Origin of the sequence: Defluviimonas sp. SAOS-178_SWC (assembly GCF_039830135.1) — a bacterium.
Lineage (GTDB): Bacteria > Pseudomonadota > Alphaproteobacteria > Rhodobacterales > Rhodobacteraceae > Albidovulum.
Genome location: NZ_CP156081.1, coordinates 2,118,528 through 2,139,299 on the forward strand (window position 1 = coordinate 2,118,528; position 20,772 = coordinate 2,139,299).

The following is a 20,772-nucleotide window of genomic DNA, read 5'->3' on the forward strand; positions in this document are numbered from 1 at the left end:
CATGGGGCGCCAGTGTCACCAACGGACGAGCGGATGCCGACACATTCCGAGACGCGCACGATGCCCTACACTGCCCGCCAGATGTACGATCTGGTCGCCGATGTCGCGCGCTACCCCGATTTCCTGCCCTGGACCGCCGCCGCCCGCATCCGCTCGCGTACGCCCCGCGCCGACGGGGCGGTGGTGATGGAGGCGGACCTGGTGATCTCGTTCAAGGTCTTCCGCGAACGCTTCGGCAGCCGGGTGACGCTCTGGCCCGAGGCGATGAAGATCGACACCGAATATCTTGACGGACCGTTCAGGTTCATGCGCTCCAACTGGGCGTTCGAGGACCGGGCAGGGGGTGGCTGCGATGTCGCCTTCTTCGTCGATTTCGAGTTCAAGAGCGCGATCCTGCAAAAGCTGATCGGCGTGGTCTTCGACGAGGCGATGCGCCGGGTGGTGCGCGCGTTCGAGGGCCGGGCGGCGGAACTTTACGGACAGGTGTGACCGACCGGATAAAGGGGTCGGAAGTCCCGTTTCCGATGATCCCGGATCCGCGCGCCGGGGAAAGCCCCGAGCGGTTTCGCGTCGCCGGATTTTCAGGCGTTTTCGAAACGGGGTGCAACCTGATCGGTCCGACCGTCGAGACGACCATTTTCAGGGCGCGTCATGAATCAGCCGTCGAGCGCTTGCAGAAGAAGGTCCAGGGCGTGAAGGACCGTCGCTTCCCGCACGCCGGCCCGCCCGCGCGGGCCGAACTCCACCGTCTCCACCCATGTCGGGTGGCCCCTCCGGGCAAGGCCGAAGCAGACGCGGCCTTCAGGCTTGTGCTCCGACCGGCCGGGTCCGGCGATACCGGTGACAGCGACGGCGAGCGTCGCGCCCGACCGCTCAAGCGCGCCCTCGGCCATCTCGCGCGCGACCTCCTCGCTCACCGCGCCGTGGGCGGAAAGCGTTGACGCGCGGACGCCGAGCATCGCCGTCTTGGCCGCGTTGGAATAGGTGATGAAGCCGCGGTCGAAGATATCCGACGATCCCGCGACATCGGTGATCGCGGCGCCGATCATCCCGCCCGTGCAGCTTTCGGCAGTGGCAATCATCGCGCCCTTGGCGCGCGCCGCAGCCAGAAGCGCCTCGGCGCGGGTCATGTCGCCATGATCCCGTGCGCGATCCCGGCCGCGATCAGCGTGGCCACGCCGGCGAAAAGCCCGGCCCAGAGATCGTCTTCCATCGTGCCCGACGCATCGCCCCGCCGGTCGGCGCGGCCGACCGGTCCGGGCTTCCAGATGTCGAAGAGCCGGAAGAAGAGGAAGGCCGCCACCCAGCCGGGATAGGCAGCAAGCCACCATTGCTCCATCCCGCGCATCCAGAAGGCGGCGGCGGGGAAAAGAAGGGCGATCCACTGGCCCGCCACCTCGTCGATGACGATTTCAGAGGGATCCTTGTCGGGGCTGTCCGCCACCATCCGCGCCGTCGCCCAATAGCCGAGCGGTATGACGGCGAGGGTTGCCACCAAGAGCGCCGGAAAGCCCAGAACGTGGTCGATGGCCACCCCCGCCACGATGGCGACCGCCGATCCCCAGGTTCCGGGTGCGGGCCTGAGGTAGCCGGTGCCGAACACCGTGGCGATGAGGCGGGGGAGGGTCATGATTTCACCAATGTCACCGTGGCAAGCGCCGCAATCCCCTCCTCGCGCCCCGTGAATCCGAGCCGTTCGGAGGTGGTGGCCTTGACGCTGATCCGGTCCGCGGCGATGCTTGCAATCCGCGCGAGTTCTGCCGCCATGTCAACGGCATGCGGCCCGATCTTCGGGTGTTCGCAGATCAGGGTCACGTCGGCGTTCGAGATCGCGTAACCCTTTTCCCGCGCAAGTTCGGCGGCATGGGACAGGAAGATATGGCTCGCCGCCCCCTTCCATTGCGGATCGGAGGGCGGGAAGTGCCGGCCGATATCGCCCTCGGCCAGCGCACCGTAGATCGCGTCGGTCAGGGCATGCATGCCGACATCGGCATCGGAATGGCCGAGAAGCCCACGCCCATGCGGCACCTTCACGCCGCAGAGCGTCACATGGTCGCCCTCGGTGAAGGCGTGAACGTCGAACCCGTTTCCGGTGCGGATATCCATCCTGTCCTTCAGATGTCTTTCGGCCCGCGCGAAGTCGCCGGGCCAGGTGATCTTCATATTCTCCTCCTCGCCGTCGACGATGGCAACGTCAAGCCCGGCGGCAAGCGCCACCTCCACATCGTCGGCGGCCGCGCCGGAATGGGCGCGGTGTGCGTCGAGGATCGCGGGAAAGCGGAAGCCCTGCGGCGTCTGCGCGCGGAACAGCCTCTCGCGGGGCGCAGTGCCGGTAACTCTGCCGTCCGTGCCGGTCCAGAGCGCATCCGTCACGGCAAGGGCCGGCGCCGCAGCCGGCGCGCGGTCGAGGGCGGCAACGACCCTTCCGATGAGGGCAGGCGAGGCGAAGGGGCGCGCGCCATCATGGATGAGGACGCGGGAAATTCCCGATGAAACAAGCGATTCCAGCGCGTTCCTCACAGACTGGGCGCGGTTCGTGCCACCGGCAATCAGCGTGACCGTACCGCCGAACTCCTCCACCCCGCGCGCCATGTCATCGTGATGCAGCACGACGACGATCCGCCGGAACCCGGAAAAGGCCGCCACCGTCCGCGCCAGGACCGACCGGCCGCCGATCCGGCGCCACTGCTTCGGTTCCTCGCTGCCGGCCCGGGTTCCGCGCCCGGCCGCGACGATGATAACCGCTGTATCTACGGGTTCTGCCACGATATCCTCCGCTTCCCGCACCGGTCTAGTCCGGCGATGCCGCGCGGGCAATGCCGTCCGTCACGGCGCCGCGCTGCGAGGTTTGCGCAAATTTTGTGCAAACCATGTCTGCCCCACGAAAGAGCGGGCGAATTCATTGCGGTTTTCCCAAGGCGAGTCTATCTGGATGGCAGTTGCACAAGGATTAGGCACTTGCCCCTCCACCTCGGTGACATAGAAATCGCCCCCCCGGTCTTCCTCGCGCCGCTCGCGGGGATCACCGATCTGCCGTTCCGCCGCCTCGTCGCGCGGTTCGGGGCCGGGCTTGTCGTGTCCGAGATGGTGGCGTCGGGGGAACTTCTGACGGAAAAGCCCTCGGTCCGGGCGAAGGCGCGCACCGATCTCGGCCTTGCGGACGGGGCCAGGACGTCGGTCCAGCTTGCCGGGCGCGAGGCCGGCGCGATGGCCGAGGCGGCGCGCGTCGTCGCCGGCATGGGGGCCTCGATCATCGACATCAACATGGGCTGCCCGGCCAAGAAGGTCACCGGCGGCGCGTCCGGCTCGGCGCTGATGCGCGATCTCGACCACGCGCTGTCACTGATCGACGCGGTCGTTGGCGCGGTGGACCTGCCCGTGACGCTGAAATGCAGGCTGGGTTGGGACAGCGACTGCCTCAACGCAGCTGAACTCGCCCTGCGGGCGGAAGCGGCGGGCATCCGGATGATCACGGTGCACGGCCGCACCCGGCAGCAGTTCTACAAGGGCTGCGCCGACTGGGCCGCGATCCGCGCGGTGACGGACGCGGTCACGATCCCGGTGATCGCCAACGGTGACATTGTCGACGCGAAAAGCGCCGCCGCCGCGCGAGAGCTATCCGGGGCAACAGGCGTGATGGTCGGACGCGGCGCGCAGGGCGCACCCTGGCGTCTGGCGGAAATCGCCGCCGCGCTCTTCGGCACACCGGCGCCTAAGGTTCCAACAGGTTCTGAACTTTCTGACATGATTGCAGAGCATTACGAGGCGATGTTGAACTTTTACGGGACAGAGGTCGGCGTTCGGATCGCTCGCAAGCACCTTGGCTGGTACGCGGATGAGGCCGGCGCCGATCCGGCCTTGCGCCCCGCCATGATGACGAAGACCGATCCCGGGGACGTGCTGGCGCTGATCGGCCAAGCCTTTTCCGACACCACGATGAGGCGCGCCGCATGACGCTACCTTCCGCGCCGACGCTCTGGGCCTCGCTGCCGGTTCCCGCGATCCTGATCGACGGCGCCGACCACGCGGTCGAACTCAACCCGGCGGCCGAGCAGTTCCTCAACGTTTCCACCAAGGCGTTGAAGGGTCAGCCGCTTTTCGACCGGCTCGCCATCGACGCACCGCTCGAAGAGGTGTTCGCGCGGGTCCGTACCAACCAGTCGTCGCTGTTCATCAACGATGTCGACGTCGGCACCGGCGAACGCGCGCCGGTCATCTGCAACCTTCAGGCCGCGCCGGTGGCGGATACGGACGACAATGTCCTTCTCCTCATCTCGCCGCGCGAATTCGCCGAGCGGATGGGGCGCGGCCAGGGGATGAAGCACGCCGCCCGTTCGGCGATCGGCATGGCCGAGATGCTGGCGCACGAGATCAAGAACCCGCTGGCCGGGATCACCGGGGCGGCGCAGCTTCTGTCGATGAATCTTGGCGCCGAGGATCTGGAACTGGCCGACCTCATCGTCGCCGAGACGCGGCGGATCGTGAAGCTTCTCGAACAGGTCGAGCAGTTCGGCAATCTCCGGCCGCCAGAGGCGCGCGCCGTCAACATCCACGATGTGCTCGACCGCGCCCGGCGCTCGGCGCTATTGGGATTCGCCTCGCACATGACCATCCTTGAGGATTACGACCCCTCGCTGCCGGCGACGCTCGGCGATCCCGACCAGCTTTTGCAGGTCATCCTGAACCTTCTGAAGAACGCGGCCGAGGCGTCCGGGGGCACGGCCGGTACGATTCGGCTCCACACGTTCTACGATCATTCCCTGCGGCTCCGCCGGGTCGATGGCAGCGGTTCGTCGCTGCCGCTCCAGATCGAGATCATCGACGACGGTCCCGGCATTCCGGCCGAGTTGGCCGACTCGATCTTCGATCCCTTCGTCTCGGGACGCGAGAACGGCACCGGGCTCGGCCTCGCGCTTGTATCGAAGATCATCGCCGACCACGGCGGCTGGATCAGCGCCGATTCCGTTCCCGGCCGCACCGTGTTCCGCCTTTCGCTTCCCGTCGCCCCGAAGGAAGGGGCCCCGAAATCCGAGGAGACAGTCTGATGGACGGCACCGTTCTCGTCGCCGACGACGACCGCACCATTCGCACGGTCCTGACCCAGGCCCTGACCCGCGCCGGCTGCAAGGTCCACGCGACCTCGTCGCTGGTCACACTGATGCGCTGGGTCGAAGAGGGGAAGGGCGATCTCGTCATCTCGGACGTGGTCATGCCCGACGGTAACGGGATCGAGGCGCTGCCGAAGATCGCCGCGGAACGCCCCGGCCTGCCGGTCATCGTGATCTCGGCGCAGAACACGATCATGACGGCGATCCAGGCGGCCGAGGCCGACGCCTACGACTACCTGCCGAAGCCCTTCGACCTGCCCGACCTGATGAAACGGGCCTCGCGCGCGCTCAGTCAGAAGCGCCATGCGACGCCTGCCGTGGAACCGGCACCGAGAGGGGGCGGGGACGACCTGCCGCTCGTCGGCCGGACCCCGGCGATGCAGGCGCTTTACCGGCTTGTCGCGCGCGTGATGAATGCGGACCTGCCAGTGCTGATCACCGGCGAATCGGGGACCGGCAAGTCACTCGTCGCCCGCGCGATCCACGACTTTTCGGACCGCCGGACCATGCCCTTCGTCACCGCGCTCGCGGCCGATCTTCAAGGGATCGACGGCCCTTCGGCGCTTCTGGCGCGGGCGCGCGGCGGCACCATCGTCTTTGACGAGATCGGCGACTTCGACCTCGAGGCGCAGGGCCGGATCGTTCGTATGCTCGACGCGCTGCCGGGCAACGCGCCCCGGATCATCGCGACCAGCCAGCAGGACTTGTCGGCCCGGCTCGAGTCCGGCGCCTTCCGCAACGACCTCTTCTACCGGCTCGGCGGGGTCACGCTGAACGTGCCCGCCTTGCGCGAACGGGTGGAGGATATTCCGCTTCTGGCCGAGCATTTCCTCGCCCGCGCCGAACGCGACGGCGCCCCGGCGCGGCGGCTGTCGGCCGAGGCGACGAAACTGATCCGCGCCTATCGCTGGCCGGGGAACGTGCGGCAGCTTGAGAACACGCTCCGTCGCCTGATCGTGACCGCGCTCGAACCCGAGATCTCCAAGACCGAGGTCGAGGCAGCACTTGGCGCGGCGCCCGCCGAAAGCCTCAGCGTCGGCACCGCCGAAGAGGGCGAGCGGCTTTCCGCCTCCATCGAGCGCCATCTCCGCCGTTACTTCGATCTGCACAACGACAGCCTGCCGCCGCCGGGGCTTTACGGGCGAATCCTGCGGGAAATGGAGGCGCCGCTGATCGAGATCGCGCTGGAGGCAACGGCCGGAAACCAGGCGAAATGCGCCGATCTTCTCGGCATCAACCGCAATACTTTGCGCAAGAAGATCACCGATCTGGATATCCGCGTGACACGGCGGCGCAAGTTGATGTAAAACCGCAACACAAACGTGGCCCATCGGCGTCAGCCGGTGAAAGGATCACGAGATATCGGCGGTCGCCGCGTCAGCGGCGCAATATTCAGGGGCGAGCTCTTGCAGGGCCTGGCGCGCAGCGCATCATGGGACCGGTTGACCCGGCTCCGGCGACAACGCCGGTTCCAGAATGCCGTGACGCTCGGCCTCGTCGTCCTCGGCCCGATCCTGGCGCTTGCCACCTTCGTGGCGCTTGGGCCGTTCGGGCAGGGGGCGAACTCGACCTCCCTCCGGCTCGTCCTTCTGGCCGACCTCGTCTATTTTCTGATGCTGGGCGGCATGGTTCTGTCGCGACTGGCGCGGATGATCGCGGCCCGGCGGGCGAAATCGGCAGGATCGCGGTTACACCTGCGGCTGACGGGTGTCTTCGCCGGCATCGCGCTGGTGCCGACGGTTCTGGTCGCGATCTTTGCCGGGCTTACCGTGAATATCGGCCTTGAGGGCTGGTTCTCGGACCGGGTGCGGGGGGTCGTCGGCACCTCCCTTGCCGCGGCCGAAGCCTATCAGGATGAGCATCGCCGCGATCTGGTCGCGGATGCTGAGGCGCTGGCGATCTTCATCAACAGCACCCGCCAGAATACGTTCCTCGTGTCGGATGGCGACCTTCGGCAGACCCTGACGCAGGGCCAGAGCCAGATCCAGCGCGGCCTGCGCGAAGCCTATGTGATCGACGGCGGCGGCGAGATTCGGGCGCGCGGCGAACGCAGCTACCTTTTCGACTACGAACGGCCCGCGGATGCGGAAATCGCGCGCGCCAAGGCCGGCGAGACGGTGCTGATCGAGGATTGGGCCAACAACGAGTTCCGCGCGCTCGTGCCGCTTCCCGCCTTCGCAGACCGTCTGCTTTATGTGAGCCGCAATGTCGACGGCCACATCCTCAGCCTTCTCGACGAGACGCGCGCCACGGTGGGCCTCTACCAGCAACTCGAAGCGTCGCGCGGCAAGGTCCTGTTCGAATTCGGGCTGGTCTATATAGGCTTCGCGCTCATCCTCGTTCTCGCGGCGATCTGGATGGGACTGTGGTTCGCCGAACGGCTGTCGCGGCCCGTCGGCCGGCTCGCCGGGGCGGCGCAGCGCGTCGGCGCGGGCGATCTGGAAGTGCAGGTGATCGAGGAAGAGGGCGACGACGAGATCGCTATGCTCGGCCGCGTCTTCAACCAGATGACCCGGCAACTCAACAGCCAGCGCCAGGCGCTGATCGAGACGAACCGCACCACCGAACGGCGCCGCAGGCTGTTCGATTCGGTACTCTCCTCGGTCACGGCGGGGGTGATCGGGCTCGATGCCGAGGGGCGCATCGATTTCGTCAACCGCGCCGCCACGCGGCTTCTGCAACTCGAGGAGGCCACCGACCACAGCCGCCCGCTGGCCGAGGCGGTGCCGGAATTCGCCGGGCTGTTCGACCGGCTCCGCGAGGGGATCGGCGAGGCGGCGCAGGAGGAGATCAAGCTGAGCCGGGCTGGGCGGCTCGAAAACCTCCTCGTCCGGATGGCAATCCGCCGCAATGCTGACGGGCGGCTCGAAGGCTACGTGGTCGCGTTCGACGACGTGACCGACCTCGTCTCCGCCCAGAGGATGGCGGCCTGGGGCGACGTTGCGCGCCGGATTGCGCACGAGATCAAGAACCCGCTGACGCCGATCCAGCTTTCGGCCGAGCGGATCAAGCGCAAGTTCGTCCGGCTGGTCGGCGACGAGTCGGAATCGCTCGAACAGATGACCGACGTGATCGTCCGCCAGACCGGCGATCTGAGGCGCATCGTCGATGAGTTCTCCAAGTTCGCCCGGATGCCGGAGCCGGACCGCCGCGACCACGATCTGACGAAGCTCATGCGCGACGCGGTGACGTTGCAAGAGGGATCGTTGCAGGGCGCGCGCCTGGTCGCGGACCTTCCCGAGGGGCCGGTGATCGCGGAATTCGACGCGACGATGATTTCCCAGGCCATCACGAACCTGATCAAGAACGCCGGGGAAGCCACTGAAACGCTTTCGGAAAAAGGCGCGCCAAACGGCTATGCGCCCGAGGTCCGGGTGTCGATGACGGCCGACGACGACCTCATCACGATCCGCATCGCCGATAACGGGATCGGCCTGCCGGAAGACCGGGCGCGGCTCTTCGAACCTTACGTGACCACGCGCGAAAAGGGGACCGGACTCGGCCTCTCCATCGTCAAGAAGATCATCGAGGAACACGGGGGCACGCTGACGCTCAGCGATGCCGAGATTTTTGAAGGATGCGCCCATCGCGGCGCGATGGCCGAGATTCGCCTACCCCGGGCGCGGACCGGTCGTGGACAGAAGGAAAGGGCCGCCGAGCCGGCCGGAGGTGGGACATGAGCGATATTCTGATTGTCGATGACGAACGCGATATCCGGGAACTGATTTCGGACATCCTGAAGGATGAGGGCTTCACGACCCGGCTCGCGGCCAATTCCGACGAATGCATGGCCGAGATCAACGCCGAAGCGCCGGCGCTGATGATCCTCGACATCTGGCTGAAGGACAGCCGGATGGACGGGATCGACATCCTGAAGACTGTGAAGCGCGACAACCCGGACGTTCCGATCATCATCATCTCGGGCCACGGCAATATCGAGATCGCGGTCGCGGCGATCAAGCAGGGCGCCTACGACTTCATCGAGAAGCCCTTCAACATCGACCAGCTCACCGTCGTGATCTCCCGCGCGATGGAGACCTCGCGGCTCCGGCGCGAGAATGCCTCGCTCCGCCGCCGCGACGTGTCCTCGTCGGAGATGATCGGCGCCTCGCCGGCCTTCCGCACGCTGAAAGGCCAGCTCGACAAGGTCACGAAGTCGAACGGGCGGGTGATGCTGACCGGTCAGCCGGGCTCCGGCAAGGAAGTCGCCGCGCGCTACATCCACATCAATTCGAACCGGGCGAGCGGCCCCTTCGTCACCGTCTCCTCGGCCTCGATCGAGCCGGAGCGGATGGAGGAGGTTCTTTTCGGCCGCGAAACCACCGAACGTGGGGTCGAGAAGGGGCTCCTGGAACAGGCGCATGGCGGGGTCGTCTATTTCGACGAGGTCGCCGACATGCCGCTCGGCACCCAATCGAAGATCCTCCGGGTGCTGACCGAACAGCAGTTCAACCGCGTCGGCGGATCCGACAAGGTGCGGGTGGATCTCCGCGTCGTCTCCTCGACCACCCGCGACCTGCCGGCCGAAATCGCCGCGGGCCGCTTCCGGCAGGAACTCTATGATCGGTTGAACGTGGTCCCGGTCGCGGTGCCCTCGCTCGAAGAGCGGCGAGAGGACATTCCCGAACTCTCGCGCCATTTCATCGAAGGGTTCAACAAGAGCCAGGGCTTGCCGCTCCGGCCGATCAGCGAGGAGGCCGAGGCACTGATGCAGACGATGGCCTGGCCCGGCAATATCCGTCAGCTCAGGAACGTCATCGAACGCGTGCTCATCCTCGGTGATCACGGCGGCCCGATCGAGGCCCGCGAACTGCCGGGGCAGAGCGAGGGGCCGGCCGAGGAGGGCCGGATCGTGCTTTCCGGCGGGCTTGCCACCCTGCCGCTCCGCGAGGCGCGCGAGCTTTTCGAGCGCGAATACCTGCTGACCCAGATCAACCGCTTCGGCGGCAATATCAGCCGCACCGCGACCTTCGTCGGCATGGAGCGCTCGGCGCTCCACCGCAAGCTGAAATCGCTCGGCGTCGTGACGACGTCAAAATCCGGCGCCCGCGTCGCCCATCTGGAAGACGAGGACGAACAGGAAGAGGTCTGAGGCGCGGCGTTTTCGTCGCCGCCCGGGCCGGCCCCTGCGGCGTTGACCCCGCCGGGGCCTCCGCCTATCAAGAGCGGCAGCCTCAGGCGGGAGAGCGGACATGAAGGTCATCATCTGTGGCGCGGGCCAGGTCGGCTGGCAGATCGCGCGCCATCTCTCGGGCGAGAAGAACGATGTGACCATCGTCGACAACAACGCGGATCTGGTGCGCCGTGCGACCGAGACGCTCGACGTGCAGGGGGTGGCGGGTTTCGCATCCTACCCCGATGTCCTTGAACGCGCCGGCGCCCGCGATGCCGACATGATCATCGCCGCGACCTATTCGGACGAGGTCAACATGGTGACCTGCCAGGTCGCACATTCGGTCTTCGGCATCACCCGCAAGATCGCGCGCCTCCGTGCGCAGTCCTACATGGACGCGATCTATTCCGACCTCTACCGGCGCGACCATCTTCCGATTGACGTGGTGATCAGCCCCGAACGAGAGGTGGCCGAGGCCGCGCTCCAGCGCCTTGCCGCGCCCTCGACCTTCGACACGGAAAGCTTCATGGGCGGACGGACGCAGCTTCTGGGCGTCGCCCTCGACGAGGACTGCCCGGTCCTCAACACGCCGCTGCGCCAGTTGACCGACCTCTTTTCGACGCTGCGCGCCATCGTCGTCGGGGTCCGGCGCGAGGGGCGCCTGTTTGCGCCCGAGCCGGGCGACCAGCTTTTCGCGGGCGACCAGATCTACGTCTTTTCCCATGTCGAGGACGTGAACCGCACACTCGACATCTTCGGCAAGGCGACGAAGAAGCAGGAGCGGATCGTCATCATCGGCGGCGGCAATGTCGGCCTTGCCGTGGCGCGGGCGCTCGAAAAGCGCACCGACCGCATCCGCGCCAAGATGATCGAGAAGAACCGGGCGCAGGCCGAACGCGCGGCGGATGCGCTGGAACGGACCATCGTTCTGAACGGCGACGGGATGAGCATGGAGCTTCTGGCCGAAGCCAATATCGACCGGGCCGACGCCGTCCTTGCCGTGACCGACGACGACAAGACCAACATCCTCGCCGCCGTCCGCGCCAAGCAGGCCGGCTGCCCGATGGCCATCGCGCTGATCAACGATCCGACTCTGGTGCCCTTGATGGGCGCGCTCGACATCGACGCCTATATCAATCCGCGCGCCACGACGGTCTCGTCGATCCTGCGCCATATCCGCCACGGACGGGTGCGCGCGATCTACTCCATCGGCGATGCCGAGGCCGAGGTGATCGAGGCGCAGGTGCTCTCAACCTCGCCCATTGCAGGCCGCCCGATCCGTGACATCGAGTTCCCCGAGGGCGTGCTGATGGGTGCGCTGATGAAAGGCGAAAAGGTGGTGAAACCGACCGGCGACACGCGGGTGGACGAGGGCGACGTGATCGCGCTCTTCTGCATGTCGGGCGACGTGCCGGAGGTCGAGCGGCTTCTCCAGGTCTCGATCGACTTCTTCTGAGCCATGCGCCGCCTTCTCGATCTTCCGTTCATGGTGATCCTCATGGGGATCGGGGCGCTGGCGATGCTGCTTCCGGCGGTCCACGCGCTGACGGTCAGCGATCATGCAGTGGCCCGTGCGTTCTTCTATTCCGGGATGCTCTTTCTCATGCTGTCCGCCCTTCTCGGGATCGCGACGGCGGCGAACCGGTCGGGAAATCCCTCGCGCAGTCATCTCCTGACGCTTCTCGGGACCTTCACGGTCCTGCCCCTCATGCTCGCCGTGCCCTTTGCCGAGGCGGTCCCCGACACCACGCTTTACAATGCGTGGTGGGAGATGGTGTCGTCCCTGACCACGACCGGCGCCAGCCTTTTCGAACCGGGCCGCCTGCCGCCTTCGGTCCATCTCTGGCGCGCGCTTACCGGCTGGATGGGCGGGTTCTTCGTCCTTGTGACCGCCGTTGCCATCCTCGCGCCGATGAATCTCGGCGGGTTCGAGGTTCTGAGCGGCGCTCCCGCCGGGCAGGGGGTGATCGCGGCGGGGCAGGCGGCGCGGGGCGTGGCCCCGTCGGAACGGCTCTGGCGTCACACCAAGACCCTGTTTCCGGCCTATGCCGGCCTCACGCTGGCGCTCTGGATCGGTCTCATTCTTGCCGGCGACACGGCCCTTGTCGCTGCATGCCACGCGATGTCGACGCTGTCGACCTCCGGCATTTCGCCCGTGGGTGGGCTCTCCGGCAGCCGATCGGGCGCCTGGGGTGAGTTGGTGATCCTCGTCTTCCTCGTCTTCGCCCTCTCGCGGCGGCTCTATCCGTCCGGGCGCACGCTTCGCAACACGAGCGGCCTCTTTCTCGACCCCGAGCTGCGCATGTCCCTCCTGATCGTAACGCTGGTGCCGGCGCTCCTGTTCCTGCGCCACTGGGTCGGCGCGCTCGAGGTCGATGAGGTCAAGGACACGGCGGCGGCGATACGCGCGCTCTGGGGGACGATTTTCACGGTGCTTTCGTTCCTGACCACGACCGGGTTCGAATCCATCGACTGGACCGAGGCGCGCGACTGGTCGGGACTCGCGACGCCGGGCCTGATCCTTGCGGGTCTCGCGGTGATCGGCGGTGGCGTGGCGACGACGGCGGGGGGCGTGAAGCTTCTGCGGGTCTACGCGCTCTACCGCCACGGGGAACGGGAGATCGAGCGGCTGGTGCATCCGAGTTCCGTCGGCGGCGCTGGCGCCCAGGCCCGACGCCTGAGACGGCAGGGCGCGCAGATGGCGTGGATCTTCTTCATGCTCTTCGCGCTCTCGATCGCGGTGACGATGCTGGCGCTGGCGCTGACCGGGCTCGATTTCGTCGCCTCGACCACCTTCGCCGTCTCGGCGCTCTCGACGACCGGCCCCCTTGCCGCCGTCGCGGCCGAGGCCCCCTTGCCCTGGTCCGAACTGAACGGCGCGGCGCGGGCTGTCACGGCGGCCGCGATGGTGCTCGGGCGGCTGGAAACGCTGGCTATCATCGCGCTTCTCAACCCCGACTTCTGGCGCGGCTGACGTTAGGTCCGGTCCGGCCGCAAATAGGGGGTGGAAAGTCCCGAAATCTTAAGCATACTTCCCCCAAGTCCCCGGTGCAGCGCCGAGGGGCGGAATTCCGCTCGTAGAAAAGACCTCAAAGAAAAGTACAAGGCGACGATAATCATGGCTGCCGACAAGCAAAATTTGCAAGATGCCTTTCTCAACCATGTCCGCAAGGCCAAGGTTCCGGTGACGATCTTCCTGATCAACGGCGTGAAACTTCAGGGCGTGATCACCTGGTTTGACAACTTCTGTGTGCTCCTGCGCCGCGACGGCCAGTCGCAGCTTGTTTACAAGCACGCGATCTCGACGATCATGCCGGGGCAGCCGATCTCTCTTTATGAGGGCGAAGACTGACCGACGCGCATACCGTCAAGGACCGCCCGACCCGGGCGTTCGTCCTTCATCCCGACCTGAAAACCGGCCGAACCCGGCGGCTGCCCGAAGACGCCCTGGCCGAGGCCGTGGCGCTCGCCTCCGCACTTCCCGACCTCGACGTCGTCGGCGGAGAGATCGTGCGCCTTCCCAAGGTGCAGGCCGGCATGCTCTTCGGCTCCGGCAAGATCGAGGAGATGAAACACCGGTTCGCGGAGGACGGGGTGGACCTCGTCTTGGTCGACGGTCCGGTCAGCCCGGTGCAGCAGCGCAACCTTGAAAAGGAATGGGGCGTCAAGCTCCTCGACCGGACCGGGCTGATCCTTGAGATCTTTGCCGACCGCGCTCGGACGCGGGAAGGGGTGCTTCAGGTCGAGCTTGCGGCGCTTTCCTACCAGCGCACCCGCCTCGTCCGCGCCTGGACCCACCTTGAGCGCCAGCGTGGCGGCCTCGGCTTTGTCGGCGGTCCCGGCGAGACCCAGATCGAGGCCGACCGCCGCGCCATCGACGACGAGGTGGTGAAGATCCGACGCCAGCTTTCGAAAGTCGTGAAGACGCGCGAGCTTCACCGCGCCGCCCGCCGCAAGGTGCCGTTCCCGATCGTGGCGCTCGTCGGCTACACGAACGCCGGCAAATCGACGCTCTTCAACCGGATGACCGGGGCGGAGGTGCTGGCCAAGGACATGCTTTTCGCCACGCTCGACCCGACGATGCGCGGCGTGACGCTGCCGTCCGGCAAGAAGGTGATCCTGTCCGACACGGTGGGCTTCATCTCCGACCTTCCCACGCAGCTTGTCGCCGCCTTTCGCGCGACGCTGGAAGAGGTGCTGGAGGCCGACCTCATCCTGCATGTCCGCGACATCTCCCATGCCGAAACCGAGGCGCAGGCGGCCGACGTCGCCGAGATCCTCGAAAGCCTCGGCGTGAAAGAGGACGTTCCGCTCTTCGAGGTCTGGAACAAGATCGACCTTCTGCCGGAGACCCGGCGCGAGGCGCTGAAGGTGCAGGACGCCCGCAGCCCCGGTACGCACGCGGTATCGGCCCTTACCGGCGAGGGGTTGCCGGCGCTTTTCGACGCGATCTCCGCCGCGCTGGACGAGGACCGGCACGAGGACACCCTCGTCCTGCCCTTCGCGGCCGGGCGCAAGCGCGCGTGGCTCCACGATGCGGGCGTCATACAGGCCGAGCGCGAGGGCGAGGAGGGCCACCACCTGACCGTCCGCTGGACTGCCCGCCAGAAGGCGGTCTTCGAAGCGCTCTAGTTCGCCGCTGCCGGTTCGAGCCGGGTGATCCCGGTCGCCGCTGCCCGCGCAAGCTCCGGGTCGAGCGACATCGGCACATATTCGCCCCGCCGCCACAGCGCGCTCAGGTCATCATAGTGCCGGCTCAGCGGGTGGCCGGACTGGCCTGTCGAGATGATGAAGACCGAACTGTCGGGATCGGCGAAATCGTAAACGCCGCGATAGCCGGCGCCGTTGACGTTGAGATAGGGTTCCGGCCCGCTGCCGGCCGTCCGCCCCCGGTCGAGCGTGTGGTCGCCGCCGCTCGTCGACTGGCGGATGTTCACCAGCCATTTCACGACCGGCATCCGGCCGAGGACCGGGTGGTCCTGCGTCGCCTGATGCGCGTCGCCCCAGCGCCAGCTCTCGACATTGGACCCGTAGCGTTCGGAGAGCTCGACCAGCGCATCGTCCAGCGCCATCCGCGCGATCTCGGTGCAGGTCTCTTCCGGCGCCGACTGCATGATGTCACACCAGCGGCCGGCCCCGTCGATATTGCGGTAGACCCGTTCGATGAAAAGCGGCTCGACATGGGTGAAAGCATCGGCGAGCGGGCCGATCTCGTCGCGAATGAGCCGGTTCTGAAGCGCCCGGACCCAGGCCGCATAGATCAGCGGTTCGGGCAGATGCTCGTTCATGTCGCCGTCCCATTCGGCCAGCACTTCGAGCGCGCGTTGCCTGAGCCGTTCCGGGGTCCCGTTCGGCGCCGCCTCGCCGGTGAACCACAGATCGGCGGCGATCAACGGCAGGATCGTCCGTGCCGCAGGCGATACGGTATCAAGCTGGGCGGCGATGAAGCTCTCGCGGCTGTGGACCTCGCGCTCCTGCATGAGGCGCGTCCAGCGCTGCACCCGCTGGGTGTCGCCCCAGGTGAAGCTCACATGGCGCGGGAACGGGCGGTCCACGGTCTTGTTGTTGGTGTTGCCGACGATGCCGCCCTCTGGGTTCACGAAGCGCGGGTTGGCGGAATAGGGCAGGCGGCCCTTCCAGCGGTTCTCCGGCATCCAACCGAGGGCGGGCATCCGGCCCTCGCCCCGCGTCGCGGGGTCGCGGCCGGGCATCGCCCCGAACATCACCATGGCGATACCGCTTTGATCGGCCATCGTGACATTCTGCGCCGGCGCAACGAAATCCTTGCCGGCCGCGATGCCGTCGTCGATGCTTTTCGCCTGCATGAGCCGGATCGCGGCGGTCATCGAGGCGTCCGCCGGGTCGAGCGCGGTCCAGCTCAGGGCCGCGACATGGCCCTGCGGCGTGATCGAGTCGAGGTTGTAATGCGTGCCCGGCAGGACCGGGCCATTGTCGCTCCACCTCAGGGTGAAGGTGATCGGGGGCGCGTCCTTCACCTCGATGATCGAACGGCGACTGACGAAGGGCTTCCAGCCGTCCGGCGTCCGGTAGCGCTCGGGATCGGCGGGGTTCAGTTCCTCCAGCCGGATGTCCTGATCGTCGAGCCAGGCGGCGGTGATGCCCCAGCCGAAATTCGCGTTGCGCCCCGACAGTACGGCGGGAATCCCGGGGATCGTCGCGCCGATCACCCCGCCGGATCGCAGTTCCAGACGCGCAAGATACCAGAGCGACGGCGCCGAAAAGTCGAGATGGGGATCGTTGGCCAGAAGCGAGCCGCCGGCGGCCGAGCGCGACGGGGCCGCCGCCCAGGCGTTCGAGGCACCCGCGAAGGGCAGGCGGGCGACCGGCGACAGGGGATCGTCCGGGCCGGCATCGAGCGCCGCATAGGACCGCTTCACCCCCGGCACGAGGCTCGCATAAGGCGGCAGGGAGGCGACGCCCGCGCCGGTCACGTCCGGCATCAGGTCGCGCGCCCAGTCCTCGGACAGAAGCGACAGCCGCGCGCGCAGCACCTCCGCGTCGATCTGCGCGGTCGACCGCATCGCCATCAGCTTCAGGATCGCGATGGAATCCGCCGGCTGCCAATAGGATATCTCGTTGGAGAAAAAGAAGAACTCCGGCGCGCCGCGGCCCTTGGCTTCGGCATTGACGATACCGATCCAGGCATTCACCCCGCGCGAATAGGCCTCCAGCGCGGCTTTCGTCTCGGCGTCCTGCGCGGCGACCGAGCGCACCGCGAGGCCGTGCAGATCGAGCCGCCGCATCAGTTCGTCGGTCTTGACGCTGCTCTCGCCGAACACTTCCGACAGCCGCCCCTGCACGGTCCGCCGCAGGATCGTCATCTGCCAGAGCCGGTCCTGGGCATGGGCGAAGCCGAGGGCGAAGAAGACATCCGCGTCGCTCGTACCGAAGAGATGCGGGACATCGGCGGTATCGCGCACGATCTCGACCGGCGCGCCGATCCCTTCGGTGCGGAAATCCTCGCCGTAATCGGGAAGCGACCGGGCGGCGAAATAATATCCGAGCGCCAGCGTTCCCCCGGCCAGAAGCACGAGCGCCGAGAAGATGCGCAAAAGCCAGCGAAACGCAGTCAGCATGGGATCCGACGAAGCTCGAGCCAGGTGCGCCCGCTGCCGGCACCGGACCACGGAACCGGTTGACGGCACGGGCAGGGCGGTTAACTAGGGCAGAACGGCTCCGGCTGCAATGATCTTGGGAGGAACGGATGGCAAGGGTGGCATTTCTCGGCCTCGGCGTGATGGGCTTTCCGATGGCCGGGCACCTCGCGGCAAAGGGACACGAGGTCACGGTCTACAACCGGAGCGCCGCGAAGGCCGCGTCCTGGGTCGAAACGCATGGCCACCGCTCGGCCCCGACCCCGCGCGAGGCGGCGGCGGGGGCGGCGTTCGTGATGGCCTGCGTCGGCAATGACGACGACCTCCGCGCCGTCTGCACCGGCCCCGACGGTGCCTTCGCGGGCATGGCCGAGGGCGCGCTCTTCATCGACCACACCACGGTTTCGGCCGCCGTCACCCGCGAATTGTCGGGCCTTGCCGCGCAATCCGGCATCGGCTTCGTCGATGCCCCGGTCTCGGGCGGACAGGCGGGGGCCGAGAACGGTGTCTTGTCGGTCATGTGCGGCGGCGACGCGGCGGCCTATGCCAGGGCCGAGCCGGTGATCGCCGCCTATGCGAGGGTCTGCCGCCTTCTCGGTCCTTCGGGCGCGGGACAGCTGACCAAGATGGTCAACCAGATCTGCATCGCCGGACTTGTCCAGGGCCTCTCCGAAGGGCTCCACTTCGCCGAGACGGCCGGGCTAGACATCGAGGCGGTGGTCGAGGTGATCAGCCAGGGCGCCGCCGGATCCTGGCAGATGGCCAACCGCCACAAGACGATGAAGGACGGCAAGTTCGATTACGGGTTCGCCGTCGACTGGATGCGCAAGGATCTCGGGATCTGCCTCGCGACCGCGAACGAGACCGGCGCGAGCCTTCCCGTCACCGCGCTCGTCGACCAGTTCTACAAGGACGTGCAGCGGATGGGCGGCGGTCGCTGGGACACGTCGAGCCTCATCGCGCGGCTCCGCGCCGCCGGCTAGGATCGGTAAAGCCCGCCCCTTCTTCTTGGCGCAAATACTCCGGGTGGGTCCGGGAGGGCAGCGCCCTCCCGGCGGATCGGCCGCGTCAGCGGCCGACTTCCGGTCAGGGAATGATGCGGGTGTATTTCGTGCCTTCGAGCGTCGCCCCGGCAATGAAACCCGACTGACCGAAGACGAGGGCGATCACCGGCGCGAGCGTCGTCGTCGTATCCGCCGCAAGCGAGCCACCCTGATCCGGCAGCGCGTATTTCGCGTCCGCGCCCACTGCCCAGCCGTCGGCCGCGCGGAAATCGGCCAGGGCCGGCTGGGTCATGAAGAAGAGCGCATGGGCATATTGCTGCGCCCCGATCTGCAAGCCCCAGCTTGCCTGCGCAGCGGAATAGTAATCCACCGTCACGTCGTTGATCCGAAGCGCCCCGCGCCCGTAGGCGCCGCCGAAGACGAAGCCCGCCTCGGTCATCAGGGGCATGTAGAGAACACCCGCCGCCTTGTTCATCAGATCCTGCGTGCCGGGATAGCGCGAGGTCAGGAAGTCCCGCGTCGCATCCACCCGCGCATCGAGCCGCGCCGCCCCGTTGTTGCCGACCCCGTTGCCGCAGGCAGACAGGCCCAGCAGGGCGCCCCCGGAAATAACCATATTACGACGGGAAAGTCCGTTCATCTCACTGCTCCGCTCTCAAATACCCATGCCGGCCTTATCCGGCCGGTCCCCTACCATCTATAGGGCAGAACGCCCGGCCTGTCATTAAGTGTTGTGGAGGCTCACGCGATGTTGCGCGGTCCGCCGCCTCACTGGCCGAGGATCCGCGCCACGTCCGGCGCGAAATAGGTGAGAACCCCGTCGCAGCCCGCCCGCCGGAACGACATCAGGCTTTCGAGGATGACCTCCTCATTCACCCAGCCGTTCAGGACCGCGCCCTTCAGCATCGCGTATTCGCCCGAGACCTGGTAGGCGAAGGTCGGGACGCCGAAGGCGTCCTTCACCGCGCGGCAGATGTCGAGATAGGGCATGCCCGGCTTGACCATCACCATGTCGGCGCCTTCGGCCAGATCCCGCGCCACCAGCCGCAGCGCCTCGTCGGCATTGCCGGGGTTCATCTGGTAGGTCTTCTTGTCGCCCTTCAACGCCCCCGACGCCCCCACCGCGTCGCGGAAAGGCCCGTAGAAGCTCGACGCATATTTCGCGGCATAGGAGAGGATCGTCACATCCTTGTGGCCCGCCGCCTCGAGCGCCGCGCGCATCGCGCCGACCCGCCCGTCCATCATGTCGGACGGTCCGAGAATGTCGGCCCCCGCCTCGGCCTGCGCCAGCGCCATCTTCGCCAAGGCCTCGACCGTCTCGTCGTTCAGGATCACGCCGTCGCGCACCAGCCCGTCATGGCCGTTGGAATTGTAGGGATCGAGTGCCACGTCGGTCATCACCGCGATCTCCGGCACCGCCGCCTTGATCGCGCGCACCGCGCGGTTCGACAGGTTCTCGGGGTTCCAGGCCTCCTCGCAGGCCTCGGTCTTCAGCGCCGGGTCGGTATAGGGAAAGAGGCAGATCGCCGGAATGCCGAGTGCTGCCGCCTCTTCCGCGGCACGTGCCGCTCCTTCCACCGTCCGCCGCACCACGCCGGGCATTGACGGCACCTCAGCATCCGCGCCCGGCACGTCGGTCACGAAGACCGGCCAGATCAGGTCCTTCACCGACAGCCGGTGTTCCTGCACGAGGTCGCGCAGGGCGGCGGACCGGCGGAGGCGGCGCAGCCGCGTGGCGGGGAAGGGGGCCTGGATCGGGGTCATGTCGCGCCTCTGGTCTTGGTCGGATCAACGGGTTACATGGATCGGGGCGCATCTCAAGGGTGGAAACCGTCGCAGGGCGGCACTAGCATCGCTTGCAACGTCGGGCCGGGGGCAGGATTTGGACTGGACGAAACTGATTTTCGACCTGATCGACCTCAGGTCCTTTTCCAACCTTTGGTACTGGATCGCGCTGGCCGTCACCTGGTCGTCCGCCTCGCACTGGGTGTTGGGCATTCCCTACGACATGGTGCTGCGCGCGCGCCGGCGCGGCGGCCAGGCGGAGGCGGACCTGGAGGACATGGTCCGAATCAATATCAGCCGCCTCCTATATATCGAGCGCGAGGCCGGGGTGATCCTGCTTGCCATGCTCGCCTTCGCGCTGACCTCGCTGGCGCTTCTGGGCTTTCTCTACAAGGTCGAATTCTGCCAGGCGGTGTTCCTGATCGCGCTGCCCCTGTCGTTCGTCGGGATGATGAGCATCGCGACCGCTCGGAAGATCGAGGCGACCGGGGACCGGGGCGAAGCCCTCCACCGCCGGCTGGCCCTGCACCGGGTCACTGTGCAGGTGATCGGCATGATCTCCATCTTCGTCACCGCCTTCTGGGGCATGCTCCAGAATTACAACGTGTCGATCCTGCCGGGCTGACGACTGGACCTCAAGTCGTTCC

At 67.0% G+C, this 20,772-nt stretch carries 18 protein-coding genes; 12 read left to right on the forward strand and 6 right to left on the reverse strand.

The features are described from left to right. Nucleotides 1–33 precede the first annotated feature (33 nt). Nucleotides 34–489, forward strand: coding sequence for a type II toxin-antitoxin system RatA family toxin (locus V5734_RS11255; RefSeq protein ID WP_347309760.1), 456 nt, complete (start codon nt 34–36; stop codon nt 487–489). A 167-nt stretch (nt 490–656) separates the two neighbouring features. On the opposite strand, the gene V5734_RS11260 is transcribed toward V5734_RS11255, so the two are convergent. From V5734_RS11260 to V5734_RS11270, 3 genes are read right to left on the reverse strand one after another with little or no spacing between them, the layout of a single operon-like run. Beyond that, the gene (locus tag V5734_RS11260) at nt 657–1,130 is read right to left on the reverse strand and encodes a CinA family protein (RefSeq protein ID WP_347309761.1); all 474 of its coding nucleotides are present in this window, start codon (nt 1,128–1,130) and stop codon (nt 657–659) included. Next, nucleotides 1,127–1,630, reverse strand: coding sequence for a phosphatidylglycerophosphatase A family protein (locus tag V5734_RS11265; protein ID WP_347309762.1), 504 nt, complete (start codon nt 1,628–1,630; stop codon nt 1,127–1,129). Before V5734_RS11265 ends, V5734_RS11260 begins: the two co-directional genes overlap by 4 nt. Further along, a complete protein-coding gene (locus tag V5734_RS11270; RefSeq protein ID WP_347309763.1) occupies nt 1,627–2,766 on the reverse strand; it encodes a bifunctional 2-C-methyl-D-erythritol 4-phosphate cytidylyltransferase/2-C-methyl-D-erythritol 2,4-cyclodiphosphate synthase in 1,140 nt (379 codons plus the stop codon). The genes V5734_RS11265 and V5734_RS11270 overlap by 4 nt, the downstream gene beginning before the upstream one ends. 192 nt (nt 2,767–2,958) lie before the next feature. On the opposite strand from V5734_RS11270, the gene dusB reads away from it, so the two are divergent. From dusB to hflX, 9 genes are all read left to right on the forward strand, one after another. Beyond that, nucleotides 2,959–3,954, forward strand: coding sequence for a tRNA dihydrouridine synthase DusB (dusB, locus tag V5734_RS11275; RefSeq protein WP_347309764.1), 996 nt, complete (start codon nt 2,959–2,961; stop codon nt 3,952–3,954). Further along, complete coding sequence (locus V5734_RS11280) at nt 3,951–5,045, forward strand: two-component system sensor histidine kinase NtrB (protein WP_347309765.1); 1,095 nt, start codon at nt 3,951–3,953, stop codon at nt 5,043–5,045. Before dusB ends, V5734_RS11280 begins: the two co-directional genes overlap by 4 nt. Then, nucleotides 5,045–6,415 (forward strand): response regulator, encoded by a 1,371-nt coding sequence (locus V5734_RS11285; protein WP_347309766.1) that lies wholly within the window; start codon nt 5,045–5,047, stop codon nt 6,413–6,415. Before V5734_RS11280 ends, V5734_RS11285 begins: the two co-directional genes overlap by 1 nt. 99 nt (nt 6,416–6,514) lie before the next feature. After that, on the forward strand, nt 6,515–8,788 hold the full coding sequence (locus tag V5734_RS11290; RefSeq protein ID WP_347309767.1) for a sensor histidine kinase NtrY-like: 2,274 nt from the start codon (nt 6,515–6,517) through the stop codon (nt 8,786–8,788). After that, the gene (locus V5734_RS11295) at nt 8,785–10,200 is read left to right on the forward strand and encodes a sigma-54-dependent transcriptional regulator (RefSeq protein ID WP_347309768.1); all 1,416 of its coding nucleotides are present in this window, start codon (nt 8,785–8,787) and stop codon (nt 10,198–10,200) included. The genes V5734_RS11290 and V5734_RS11295 overlap by 4 nt, the downstream gene beginning before the upstream one ends. 100 nt (nt 10,201–10,300) lie before the next feature. Then, the gene (gene trkA / locus V5734_RS11300) at nt 10,301–11,677 is read left to right on the forward strand and encodes a Trk system potassium transporter TrkA (RefSeq protein ID WP_347309769.1); all 1,377 of its coding nucleotides are present in this window, start codon (nt 10,301–10,303) and stop codon (nt 11,675–11,677) included. A 3-nt stretch (nt 11,678–11,680) separates the two neighbouring features. After that, nucleotides 11,681–13,195, forward strand: coding sequence for a TrkH family potassium uptake protein (locus V5734_RS11305; protein ID WP_347309770.1), 1,515 nt, complete (start codon nt 11,681–11,683; stop codon nt 13,193–13,195). A 144-nt stretch (nt 13,196–13,339) separates the two neighbouring features. Beyond that, nucleotides 13,340–13,573, forward strand: coding sequence for an RNA chaperone Hfq (gene hfq, locus V5734_RS11310; RefSeq protein WP_105512925.1), 234 nt, complete (start codon nt 13,340–13,342; stop codon nt 13,571–13,573). Then, nucleotides 13,570–14,853, forward strand: a complete 1,284-nt coding sequence (gene hflX, locus V5734_RS11315) for a GTPase HflX (RefSeq protein ID WP_347313618.1) — start codon at nt 13,570–13,572, stop codon at nt 14,851–14,853. Before hfq ends, hflX begins: the two co-directional genes overlap by 4 nt. On the opposite strand, the gene V5734_RS11320 is transcribed toward hflX, so the two are convergent. Beyond that, the gene (locus V5734_RS11320; RefSeq protein ID WP_347309771.1) at nt 14,850–17,318 is read right to left on the reverse strand and encodes a penicillin acylase family protein; all 2,469 of its coding nucleotides are present in this window, start codon (nt 17,316–17,318) and stop codon (nt 14,850–14,852) included. The genes hflX and V5734_RS11320 overlap by 4 nt on opposite strands. 128 nt (nt 17,319–17,446) lie before the next feature. Here V5734_RS11320 and V5734_RS11325 point away from each other — a divergent pair, with 128 nt between their 5' ends. After that, nucleotides 17,447–18,319 carry an NAD(P)-dependent oxidoreductase gene (locus tag V5734_RS11325; protein ID WP_347309772.1) on the forward strand — a complete coding sequence of 291 codons (873 nt, stop codon included), beginning with the start codon at nt 17,447–17,449 and terminating at the stop codon, nt 18,317–18,319. A 103-nt stretch (nt 18,320–18,422) separates the two neighbouring features. Here V5734_RS11325 and V5734_RS11330 read toward each other — a convergent pair whose 3' ends face one another. Then, entirely contained in the window at nt 18,423–18,980 is a 558-nt protein-coding gene (locus V5734_RS11330; RefSeq protein WP_347309773.1) for a YSC84-related protein, read from the reverse strand. A gap of 128 nt (nt 18,981–19,108) precedes the next feature. Then, the gene (gene hemB / locus V5734_RS11335) at nt 19,109–20,104 is read right to left on the reverse strand and encodes a porphobilinogen synthase (protein WP_347309774.1); all 996 of its coding nucleotides are present in this window, start codon (nt 20,102–20,104) and stop codon (nt 19,109–19,111) included. Nucleotides 20,105–20,222: 118 nt separating this feature from the next. Here hemB and V5734_RS11340 point away from each other — a divergent pair, with 118 nt between their 5' ends. Then, entirely contained in the window at nt 20,223–20,750 is a 528-nt protein-coding gene (locus V5734_RS11340; RefSeq protein WP_347309775.1) for a component of SufBCD complex, read from the forward strand. Nucleotides 20,751–20,772: the final 22 nt, after the last annotated feature.

What these genes read in the sequence shown, in the direction of transcription:
- V5734_RS11280 (WP_347309765.1), top strand. Translation starts at nt 3,951, where the DNA reads ATGACGCTACCTTCCGCGCCGACGCTCTGGGCCTCGCTGCCGGTTCCC.
- V5734_RS11320 (WP_347309771.1), bottom strand. Translation starts at nt 17,318, where the DNA reads ATGCTGACTGCGTTTCGCTGGCTTTTGCGCATCTTCTCGGCGCTCGTG.
- V5734_RS11265 (WP_347309762.1), bottom strand. Translation starts at nt 1,630, where the DNA reads ATGACCCTCCCCCGCCTCATCGCCACGGTGTTCGGCACCGGCTACCTC.
- V5734_RS11260 (WP_347309761.1), bottom strand. Translation starts at nt 1,130, where the DNA reads ATGACCCGCGCCGAGGCGCTTCTGGCTGCGGCGCGCGCCAAGGGCGCG.
- V5734_RS11325 (WP_347309772.1), top strand. Translation starts at nt 17,447, where the DNA reads ATGGCAAGGGTGGCATTTCTCGGCCTCGGCGTGATGGGCTTTCCGATG.
- V5734_RS11305 (WP_347309770.1), top strand. Translation starts at nt 11,681, where the DNA reads ATGCGCCGCCTTCTCGATCTTCCGTTCATGGTGATCCTCATGGGGATC.
- hfq (WP_105512925.1), top strand. Translation starts at nt 13,340, where the DNA reads ATGGCTGCCGACAAGCAAAATTTGCAAGATGCCTTTCTCAACCATGTC.
- V5734_RS11295 (WP_347309768.1), top strand. Translation starts at nt 8,785, where the DNA reads ATGAGCGATATTCTGATTGTCGATGACGAACGCGATATCCGGGAACTG.
- trkA (WP_347309769.1), top strand. Translation starts at nt 10,301, where the DNA reads ATGAAGGTCATCATCTGTGGCGCGGGCCAGGTCGGCTGGCAGATCGCG.
- V5734_RS11330 (WP_347309773.1), bottom strand. Translation starts at nt 18,980, where the DNA reads ATGAACGGACTTTCCCGTCGTAATATGGTTATTTCCGGGGGCGCCCTG.
- hemB (WP_347309774.1), bottom strand. Translation starts at nt 20,104, where the DNA reads ATGACCCCGATCCAGGCCCCCTTCCCCGCCACGCGGCTGCGCCGCCTC.
- V5734_RS11285 (WP_347309766.1), top strand. Translation starts at nt 5,045, where the DNA reads ATGGACGGCACCGTTCTCGTCGCCGACGACGACCGCACCATTCGCACG.
- V5734_RS11255 (WP_347309760.1), top strand. Translation starts at nt 34, where the DNA reads ATGCCGACACATTCCGAGACGCGCACGATGCCCTACACTGCCCGCCAG.